This is a genomic window from Dyella nitratireducens, assembly GCF_014642835.1.
In the GTDB taxonomy this organism is placed as follows: Bacteria; Pseudomonadota; Gammaproteobacteria; order Xanthomonadales; family Rhodanobacteraceae; genus Dyella_B; species Dyella_B nitratireducens.
Genome location: NZ_BMJA01000002.1, coordinates 274,785 through 285,608 on the forward strand (window position 1 = coordinate 274,785; position 10,824 = coordinate 285,608).

7 protein-coding genes are annotated in these 10,824 nt (G+C 57.1%); all 7 read left to right on the forward strand.

From position 1 onward, the window contains the following. Window positions 1-194: 194 nt before the first annotated feature. On the forward strand, window positions 195-2,534 hold the full coding sequence (mrcB, locus tag IEX75_RS12190) for a penicillin-binding protein 1B (protein ID WP_188795635.1): 2,340 nt from the start codon (window positions 195-197) through the stop codon (window positions 2,532-2,534). A 12-nt stretch (window positions 2,535-2,546) separates the two neighbouring features. Further along, the gene (locus IEX75_RS12195) at window positions 2,547-3,083 is read left to right on the forward strand and encodes a tetratricopeptide repeat protein (protein WP_308422135.1); all 537 of its coding nucleotides are present in this window, start codon (window positions 2,547-2,549) and stop codon (window positions 3,081-3,083) included. Between the two features lie 1,052 nt (window positions 3,084-4,135). Next, window positions 4,136-4,705 (forward strand): fimbrial protein, encoded by a 570-nt coding sequence (locus tag IEX75_RS12200; protein ID WP_188794594.1) that lies wholly within the window; start codon window positions 4,136-4,138, stop codon window positions 4,703-4,705. A gap of 84 nt (window positions 4,706-4,789) precedes the next feature. Further along, a complete protein-coding gene (locus IEX75_RS12205) occupies window positions 4,790-5,536 on the forward strand; it encodes a fimbrial biogenesis chaperone (protein ID WP_188794595.1) in 747 nt (248 codons plus the stop codon). 91 nt (window positions 5,537-5,627) lie between these two features. Then, window positions 5,628-8,474: a fimbria/pilus outer membrane usher protein gene (locus IEX75_RS12210; RefSeq protein WP_188794596.1), complete on the forward strand. Its 2,847-nt coding sequence runs from the start codon at window positions 5,628-5,630 to the stop codon at window positions 8,472-8,474. A 356-nt stretch (window positions 8,475-8,830) separates the two neighbouring features. Beyond that, on the forward strand, window positions 8,831-9,586 hold the full coding sequence (locus IEX75_RS12215) for a fimbrial protein (RefSeq protein ID WP_188794597.1): 756 nt from the start codon (window positions 8,831-8,833) through the stop codon (window positions 9,584-9,586). A gap of 324 nt (window positions 9,587-9,910) precedes the next feature. Further along, window positions 9,911-10,824 (forward strand): hypothetical protein (locus IEX75_RS12220; RefSeq protein WP_188794598.1); only part of this gene is annotated, 914 nt, incomplete at its 3' end.

Below are 10,824 nucleotides of genomic sequence, written 5' to 3' on the forward strand. Positions count from 1 at the left end.
GCAAACCCCAACATCGCCATGCCGATCACACGCTATGCCGGGATTTGCACCCCAACCTACGTGTTGCCTGCCCAAAATCCCCGAAATTGCCCCTGGCGTGCCACTTTCGGCGGGCTCGTATTCATCCGGCCGCCGGGTGCTGGGCCCTATGATCTCGGACATTGCCGATTCAGCCTGCCCTGGATACCACCCCGTTGGAATTTCTTAGCCGACTCCGTTCGATCGCAAGCGCATGCTGGCCTTGGGTGCGCATCCCCTTCTGGATTTGCACGGGCCTGTTGTTCGGTTTCCTGCTGCCGTATTCGCTGATCCTCAACAAGCGCGTGCAGGACCGCTTTAGTGATCTGGTCTTCGCCGTACCTACGCGGGTCTATTCGCAGCCGTTACGTCTGGCCCCGTTCGTGCCGATGACCCCCGGCACGCTGGAAGTGGAGCTCGCGTTTTCCGGCTACGCGAATGACGGCCATGGCGACGTACCCGGCAGCTGGACGAAGAAGGGCGGCACCTATGTGATTTCCTCGCGTGGCTACGCGGGGCCTGACGGCGGCGAATTGCCCAAGCACATTCGCGTTGCACTGGGTAATGGTGTGGTGCAGTCCGTTACCGACTTGGCTTCCGGCAAGGCGCTGAGCGAAACGCATCTGGATCCTGCGCGCATCGCAACCGTATATGGCGCCAAGCAGGAAGATCGCACCTACGTGCAGTTGAATGATTTGCCGCCCTTGCTGATCAGCGGCTTGCAGGCGGTGGAAGATCGCGACTTCAAGCATCATATCGGCGTCGACTTCACCGCTATCCTGCGCGCTGCCTTTGCCGATTTGCGTGCCGGTCATACCGTGCAAGGTGCTTCCACGCTCACGCAGCAATTGGTGCGCAACCTGTTCCTCAACCGCGAACAGACCATGGGGCGCAAGTTGAACGAAGCGCTGATGGCGATCCTGCTGGAGATGCACTACAGCAAGGCGCGCATCCTCGAGGCGTACATCAACGAAGTGTTCCTTGGTCAGCAGGGCGACCAGGCGGTGCATGGTTTTGCCGCGGCGTCGCAATTTTATTTCGGACGTCGGCTGGAATTTTTGCGTCCGCAGGAAATCGCCCTGCTGGTCGGCTTGGTGAAAGGCCCCAGCCAGCTTGATCCGCGCCGCTATCCCGATCGTGCGCTGGCACGGCGCAATCTGGTGCTGGACACGTTTGTAAGCACCGGTCTGTTGACGGACGAACAGGCGCGTGCGGCCAAGGCGGCGCCCCTGGGCGTGATCACCGATGGCCAATTGCCGCACAACCGCTTCCCAGCCTTTATGGAACTGGTGCGCCAGCAGATCACCAACGACTTCGACGAGGACACACTCAAGCAAGGCAACCTGTCGATCTTCACCACGCTTGATCCAGCCACGCAGCTGTATACCGAGCAAGCGATCGACAGTGCGGTCAAGAGTCTTGGCAAGCGCGGCGATGATACGCAGAGCGCAGCCGTCGTGACCGATTCGAAAACCGGCAGTGTGCTCGCCGTGGTCGGCAGCAAGATTCCTGGCGACCAAGGCTTCAATCGTGCGCTGGATGCGCGGCGGCCGATCGGTTCCACCATCAAGCCGTTCGTGTATCTCGTGGCGCTGACCAACCCTGAGCGCTGGAATCTCGCCACGCAGCTGGATGATTCGCCGGTCAGCATGAAGCAGCCCGATGGCAGCTGGTGGACGCCGCATAACGACGACAACCAGAGCCACGGCATGGTGCCGATGGTGGATGCGCTGGCCAATTCGTGGAACCTCGCCACGATTCACTTAGGCTTGGCCGTGGGCTTGCCACGCATCAAGGCATTTCTCGATTCGTTCGGCCTCACCGACGTTCAGCCCGGCCCATCGCTGCTGATCGGAGCGGTCGATCTGGCGCCCATCCAGGTAACGCAGCTTTATCAGTACATTGCATCGGATGGTCATGCGTTGCCGCTGTTGGCAGTAAGCGGCGTGGTCGACAGCAACGGACGCACCATCAAACGCTACGAAGTGGAAAGTGGTAAGGGCGAATACCAGCCCGCGGTACGTCTGGTGACGTGGGCGATGCAGCAGGTGACGACGTACGGCACGGCAAAGTCGCTGGGTGATTCCAGCCTGGCCTACCTGCATACGGCCGGTAAGACCGGTACCAGCAACGATTTGCGTGACAGCTGGTTCGCCGGTTTCACCGGCGACCGCCTGGCGGTGTTCTGGATGGGGCGCGACGACAACAAGCCCAGCCATCTGTGGGGTTCTACCGGTGCCTTGCGCGCGTGGCAGGAATTGTTCCGCAAACTGCCCACGGTGCCGTTGCCTGCCACACCGGGCGACGGCCTGGAAATGGCCTGGATCAACCCTGCCGATGGCCGGCGCAGCGATCCGGCATGTTCAGGGGCCAAGGAGGTGCCGGTTATCGCTGGCAGCGTCTCCACGGATTCTGAAGGGTGTTTCTGGCAAAAAATCGGTAATCTGTTCGGCGGCGGCCAGAGCGCTTCGCAGCCCTCAGCCGAGTCGCCAACCCCCTCCGCCAGCCAGCAGTAGCCAAGAATGACCATGCCGCACCGTTTGCTCCGTCTTCCCCGTACTCTGGTGCCTGCCGCATTGGCCGGCCTCTTGCTCGCCGCTTGCGCCCAACCCGCACCCGAAGCGCCCAAACCGCCGCCGGGCAAATCCAACGCCACGATGGTGGACGAAATTCGCGCGGCTGGTGAACGCGACAAGTCGGTGATCAACGTGCATCCGTTGGTCGATCCGGGCATCGCCGCAGTCCAGGATGCGGCGAAACAAGACGAGCGGAACGGCAACTACCAGGGAGCCGCCGCCAAGCTCGACATGGCGTTGAAGCGCAATCCTGACGCACCTGACGTGCTGCAGGATCGCGCCGAAGTCGCCATCTATATGGGCGATTTCCAGCTCGCGGAAAAGCTGGCGCATCAGTCGTGGACACTGGGTTCCAAGCAAGGCCCGTTGTGCGCACGTAACTGGCAGACGATCGTGGAAATTCGTCTGCAAGCCAACGATCAGGCTGGTGCGGCATCGGCAAGCAAGTGGGTGGGTGAGTGCCGCGAGCCAGGTGTGCAGCGGCTTTGATGTGATGACAACGTTGTGGCTGGAACGGCTAGCCCTTGTATAAGTGCGTTGGATGAAAAGTGCTTCGTATAAATACGATTAACTGGATGAATCTGTACGACATCCTTGTAGATCGATACAGGCTATATATCTCGGATTAGTCATGCCGCCGCGTAATTAGCGCGGCATTTTTTTGTGTCTTTTTCTATTCTGTCCGCAAAGATCGACTTCGTACTATGTCGGGCACGCGAACATGCATATCAGTTGCCGCGGACGAGTGATCCCCCGGGTATCACCGATCAAACTCTGCGTATCAATCCGATCGAAAGCACGAACGGATTGAACACGCGTAGCGATGCCAATCAACAAACCACGGCTCGCATTGGCGTACCCCTCGCCAAGACAGACAACGAACGCTTAAAAGTGAATGTCAGCAAGCACTTTGCTGGCCAGGCAAAGATGGCGTCTTATGCTTCTGGAAACAGCAGTCGCCATGCACTAGATGGTACAGGGCCTAGGACGAGTACCGGCTTCAGCGAGTCGACTTCTATAGCGTGCAACATCGCCTTGTCGATCGTGGTGTGAACGGATTGGCCGCCTATGCTGGCGTGCATATCAACTTCCAGCAATGCAATCGCTGCGCGTTTGCAGTGATGTCAGGCAAGGCTGGAAGTGTTTGTCGGCACTTGAAGCAAAAAAGCTCGGCAAGAAGCGAATTTCAAATAATTTCCAAATACGGCATTCGCCCTCGTACCTAAGATACGCGACAGCTGGTTTCTGTTGTAAACGAAGCCAGGCGGCATCCAACGCGCAAAAACAATGCGGTAGCTCTGAACAGAGTGGCTATGGACTGTGCCAAACGTTCTGCCAGGCCGTACACGTTTGACAGACATTTCTGGCATATCGCGTTCTATTTTTCGCAGATGATGGCCCGCTGTTTTAGGTGCGCATGTTTCGAAACTTTCGTGCGTCACATATGCGGCACCTGTCTGTTTCGTCGCTTTCATACGCTTGAAAGCTCGCGGAAGTGGCTGCCACAAGGCGGCTTTTCATACCCTTAAGGAGTTACATAAATGAAGTGCAACAAAATTGCGTTAGCAGCTGCTTTGGTTCTAGGTCTTGGTGCGGTGGGTTCGGCCGGCGCTGCCTCTAACGGCGGCACCATCTACTTCCAAGGTGCGGTGAATGACCCCACCTGCACCGTATCTGGTGGTGCGGGCACGGACTATGGTCTGGGTAATTTCACCGTGGACCTCAAGACGGTCTCGCCCTCGCAATTCACTGCTGCGGGTGATGTTCAGAATAAGACGCCGTTTGAAGTAGTCATCGGTGGCCCGGGCCAGGGCTCTTGCACCGACGGTAAGGTCGCTACCTTCTCACTCGTGACTGTTGGTACGCCGGTCGACCCGATTTCGGGCGCACTAGAGAATACGCTGAACGGCGAAGCTACCGGCGTAGCCGTCCAACTGCTCGATGGTTCTAACAAGACCATCAATCTCAATAGCAGCTACAGCGTGAATTCGCCGGCGATCGCCAATAACACGGCAACCATCCCCTTCAGCGCTCAGTTCCTGTCGACCAATGCCACGGTCACCCCGGGTCTTGTCAACGCTCACGTGCTGTATGGCGTGACTTACAACTGATGTATTGACGCAATAGTCCCATTGTCATCGGTGGCGGACAAAGTGCCGCCATCGATGCGCTTAATCCTCATGAAAAGGTGACGTATGAATCACGTGTTACGCCACATAACCACCGGTTTGCTTCTTTGCGTCGCGCTATTGACTGGCCGAGCGGAAGCCACTGTGGTGATTAACGGGACGCGTGTTGTGTATCCCGCTCAGGATAGCGACGTCACCGTTCAGATTGAAAACAGAGGCAGCACGCCCTCGCTTGTACAGGTTTGGCTTGATGCAGGCGATGAAAAGGCGACGCCTGAAAACGTCAAGGTGCCATTTACCATCACTCCCCCTCTCTTTCGTTTGGATGGAGGCAAGAGCGCGTCGGTACGCATGGTGTATACGAAAGAGCCGTTGCCCAGCGACAAAGAAAGCTTGTTTTGGCTGAACGTACTTGAAGTCCCGTCGAAATCTTCTGATGACGGAAGCAGCAGGCTGGACTTTGCCTATCGCACCCGCATCAAGGTGTTCTTCCGTCCATCCAGGCTGCCCGGGAATGCAGCGAGTGCTGCTCATAAGCTCACCTGGAAGCTGGTAGATGGAGAGGGCGGCAAGGGTGCCGCGCTGCAAGTCACCAACCCAACGCCGTATTACGTCAATTTTGCTCAAGTTGGTTTGAGCATTGGCGAGCGCAGCGTCAATGGAGACGGTGGTGGCATGGTGGCCCCGGGAGGCACGGCGGTATTCCCGATCAAGGAACTCGCCAGCCGGCCAGCCGGTGATGTGAAGGCACAGTTCAATGTTATTAGCGATTATGGTGCCGTCAGCACGATTGTCCAGCCACTAGCACCATGACGGTGTAGTTCGCATAGCTGGCCAAATCCCACTCAATTAAGTCTTAAAGCAAATGGTGAGCGATGAACTTGCCATGTCAGGAGTTTTTTGTATGCAGCTCGACGCAGGCGCGAATGGATCGATCGCTGACAAGCACGCAGGATTGCGGCGGCGTTTACTGCCTGCGCTGCTTCTGAGTGCGATGGCCCCATCGGCCTACGCGGCCTTGCCCGCGTCGCCAGCCTCGCCGGTGTCGCCCGCTGCAGCCGAGCCTGTCAATTTCGATGCATCATTCTTTCCAACTGGCATGGCGCCCAAGGTGGATTTGTCGCGCTTCGAGAAGGGCAATGTCGTGCTGCCCGGTACGTATCGCAGCGACATCGTCCTCAACAAAACGTGGCAGGCGCGCACCGATCTGGTGTTCGTCAACGTTCCGGGCAAGGACAGCGCAGAGCCTTGTTACGATCCCGCCATGCTGGTTCGCATCGGCGTAGACCTGAAGAAGGTGCTTGTCCAAAAGGAAAATCCGTCGCTTAAAAAAATCCCCGAGGGAACGTTCTGCGGTCCGATCGGTGACTACATACCGGGCGCCACGGCTGACTTCGACATGGGTACGCAGCAGCTATCCATATCGGTGCCGCAGGTCTACGCCAACCAGGCGGCGCGTGGCTACGTCGATCCCTCGCAATGGGATCCGGGCATCAATGCGGGAGTCCTCAATTACACGACTAATCTGTATCGCTCCACCAATAGTGGACGGGGCCAGACAACCGGCTACGTCGGCCTCAATGCCTCGGCAAAGCTGGGTTCGTGGCACCTGTATACCCTTGGCTCCTTGAGCTGGACCGACCACGACGGTACGCATTATCAGAACACCGCGACCTATCTCCAGCACGACATACCTTCGTTGCAGGCGCAATTCGAGGCCGGTGACACCTTCACGCCCGGCGACCTGTTCGACAGCGTGCGCATACGCGGCATGCGCTTGTACACCGATGACCGCATGTTACCTCAGTCCATGCGCGGCTATGCGCCGATTGTGCGTGGTATCGCGGAAACCAACGCGCACGTGGTCGTCCAGCAGCGTGGCTACATCATCTACGACGCCAACGTTGCGCCGGGTCCGTTCGCGATCGAGGATCTTTATCCCACCGGCTACGGCGGTGATCTGGATGTGGAAGTCACCGAAGCCGACGGACGCGTGCAACGTTTCAGCGTGCCTTTCTCTTCCGTGGCGCAATTGCTTCGCCCGGGGCAGAACCGTTGGAGCGTGACCGCAGGCAAGGTTGAGCAATTGAGTCTGCTCGACACACCCTATGTCGTACAGGGTACTTTCCAGCGAGGCATCAACAATCTGGTGACGGGCTACACCGGCGCCACGTTCGCCAATGGCTACGGCGCGGCGCTCGTCGGCGCGGCACTCAATACACCGGTAGGTGCCGTTTCTGCCGATATCACGCATGCCACCAACTCTGCGCCGAACCAGGCCAAAACACACGGTACGAGCTTAAGAGTCGGCTACAACAAAAACATCACCGAAACCGGCACCAACTTCGCGGTGGCTGCGTATAGGTATTCCACCAAGGGCTATGTCGGCCTGCAGGACGCGATTTCGTTGCGCGATGCCGCGGCGCGCGGCGCCGCCGGCAGCAACCTGTTGCGCCAGCGAAGCCGTCTTGATGTGAACGTCAATCAGTCGTTGGGCGATACCTACGGCCAACTGTTCCTTCAAGGCTCCGTTGCTGACTATTGGGCAGGCAGTGGCCGCCAGGTGAATTTCTCGGCGGGGTACAGCAATCATTGGAAATCGTTCAACTACAGCGTGAATGCACAGCGTCAGCTAGTAAGCGATAACCGGCAGTTTGTGCCGGGCAACGCATCGGCTGATCAGATTCCAGGCTTGGCCAGCGGCTTCAACGTCGCGCAAACGCAGGGGCGCCGCGATACGCTGCTCATGTTCACTGTCAGCGTACCTTTAGGGCGCAGTGATCGCGCACCGCAGCTCACCGCCATGGTCAACCGCGACCAGGACGGGGGCAGCAACAGTCAGGCAACGGTGAGCGGTAATCTCGGCGCGGATAACCGTTTTAGCTACAGCGCTACCGCTGGTCATACCGACGGCAGCGGTGCCAGCGGCTCGCTCAACGCGCAGTACCGCAGCCCGGTGACGCAGCTGGTAGGCGGCTACAGTCAAGGCAGCAGTTATCGACAGTTCAACGCTGGCGCTTCAGGCGGTGTCGTCATCCATGGAGGCGGCGTAACGTTTGGGCCGCCTACCGGAGACACCATTGGGCTGGTACAGGCATCGGATGCATCGGGTGCCACCGTATCCAATAGCCAGGGTGCCAAGGTGGACGGGCGCGGCTATGCGATCGTGCCCAACTTGATGCCTTATCAGCTCAACACCATCGCACTCGATCCCAAGGGCGCCGACGCAGGCCTGGAACTCAAGTCGACCACCACCAACGTGGCCCCGCGAGCGGGCTCGGTCGTGAGGTTGAAATACGACACCAAGCACGGCCGCGCCGTCATGGTTGAAACGGTTTTGCCGGATGGCCGTCCCGTGCCTTTTGGCGCCGAAGTATTCGATGCGCAGGGCAACAGCGTTGGCATAGCAGGGCAGGGTAGCCGTTTGTTTATTCGTGACCTGCCTGGCTCGGGCGTGTTGACGGTGAAGTGGGGCGAGGAAGCGACCGATGCGTGCCAGATCAGCGTGCAGTTGCCCGAAGTGAAAAAGGGGCGGCAGGCTGAAATGCAAACGGTGAAGGCTGCCTGCAAAGCCAGCATGGCAGCAATCACGCAGCCTGAGGCGGTTCAGACGCAACCGTTGACATCGAGCCATGTTGAGTCGCGTGAACGCGAATTGAAGGATTCAAAAGCTGCTATCAACGATTGGGAGAATATTCCGTCAGCTAATTCTGACGAAAGATTCAATGTTTCGGTGAAGGCCCGGCAATGAACATATTAAAGACATTCGCACATCAAAGACATTCGATGAACACATATATGTTTTCGCCTCGATGGCAGATAAAGTGCTTGCTTGTGATGGCCGCCCTAATGTTTGGTATGACAGGGAGTCGGGTATACGCACAAACGTGCCCCGCCTCAAATGGCTTCATAGGTGTCCCAATGCAGGTTTTAGTGTCAACACAGACTCTCGGTGTTCCTGGCACAAATACCGTTCAGGGGTCTATCCCTGCTGGGAGTCAAATTGGAAATATACAAGGGCAAACGACTGCCAGCACCGTACTCTCCGGTTGTTCCGCCGCCGTCCGTGCAAATTCATGGATTGTCCCTGTTAAAAATTCGACCGGTATGACTCATCAAACCGGCTATGGAACTCATGCTGTCTATCCGACAGGTGTTGATGGGATCGGTTACATTCTTGCCGGTAAAGATTGGCTTAGCCCTACTTGGTCTCCACTGGGTGCCAACGCGGTGAAGGTTTTTCCTTTTGGTATTAATGCCTATTTTGATTATGGATTGGGCTATAACAACATAATACTTTTCGTCGCGACAAGTACGCTGGCTCCAGGGACATATGTTATCCCTCGCCAACAGGTTGCATGGAATAGAGCGACTGGATTTCAGACTTCTGCTAATAGCAGTCCGCAATCCAATTCGGCGGTATGGCTCAATCAAACCACTATTATTGTGACAGGCCCCACATGTAGCCTCAGTACTAGCAACGCCACCTTCGATATGGGCACTCTGCCGGCTACTTCTTTTACTGGCGGCGCGGGCGTTGCTTATCCGGTTTGGGCGCAGGATCAATCCCTCATCTCGGGCGGCTGCAATGCCAGCACCGTCTCCATGACCTTCGCGGGAATAGCGGCGGTGGCACCGTATAGCAATGCGTTTGCCAATCAGGGTACCGCCAAGGGCGTGGCGCTTGAGCTGTGGCAGAAAAACGGTTTGCAAGCCATCCCCAATAGCAGCACCCCTATCAACTTCGCCCCTCAGGGTACAGGCGGAAAGTACACCTTCTCGGCCCGCTATCTCCAAACGGCATCAACAGTTACGGCCGGCACGGTCAACGCCACCGTCACGGTGACGGTTAATTACAAATAAGGTGAGCGTCGTGCAATGCTGGTCCGTCAAAGGCCTCTCGTCTAGCTTCCTGCTGGTTGCTTGTGCCGTACTGAATGGAGTCTGGGCGGAAACCGCATCCATCGACTTCTCCGGCCCGATTAACGGGGCACAGGCGTGTTCGTCACAAGGGTGGTGCGGCGGTAACTGTGCAGCCAGAGGCGGTGCGGATGCGGCCGTTGATAACCAGCACTGCCGAGTGGTCCGAACTGCAGGGTTTAAAGCCATCGGTAACGATTGGCAAAATTTTCCGTCAACACATGCCGGCGACACGTCCCTTGTTTCTGCGGAAGGTGAACAGTGAACATGCCAAAGAAATTGAATTGTTTTCCCGTTTTATTTATCGATTATGTGCGCAACGAGAACGAGCCTATAACAACATTATTGAGCCGTATTGTGGCTCGTGTGCGATTGCAAAAACTTGCCGCGAGTGCACCAGTTTCCATGCGTACCAGAAACGGTATAAAGAAGTCCTTTGTTTGGAAGGTCTGTTTTGCCTTGATCATGGCAATGGTCGCTCCACAAGCTTTTTCTGCGTGTAGATTTGCGTTTACCTCCCAATTGCTTATGGTTTCACCTGGCACGGTGGTTATCCCATCCGATTTGCCAGTGGGGTCAGAACTTCCTATTACTACGCAGTGGAACGGTCGTGGCCAGTTTACCTGTGATTATCCCTATCCCCCCACAGGGCTCTATACCTACGGCAATTCACTCACTATACCTCTGACGAAAGCCCCTGGATTTAGTGATGTCTGGGCAACCGGCTACCCGGGTATTGGTGTGCGTATGTACAGCTATATCACCGGTCAGCCGATCACTGCGAATCCCACTACCACGCCAACACTCGGTGGTCCTATGGGAGGGGGCTCTCCTGGACTGTATTTTATGTATTCAATAATAAGCGCAGCAAGCAATGCCGTACGCCTAATAAAGACGGGCGACATTCCATCGGGCACATTTCCATCTACTCTATTTGCGACCGACTTCGCGCAGTCGGCTCAAGCGCCCGCTTTTGGATACCTCTGGCAGAATTCGAACACTCGGTTGAGTACGTGGACGCTAGGGTCGTTCACCATAGCGTCCTCAACCCCGACTTGTTCCCTCTCTACCGCCAGTGCCACCTTCGATATGGGCACTCTGCCGGCTACTTCTTTTACTGGCGGCGCGGGCGTTGCTTATCCGGTTTGGGCGCAGGATCAATCCCTCATCTCGGGCGGCTG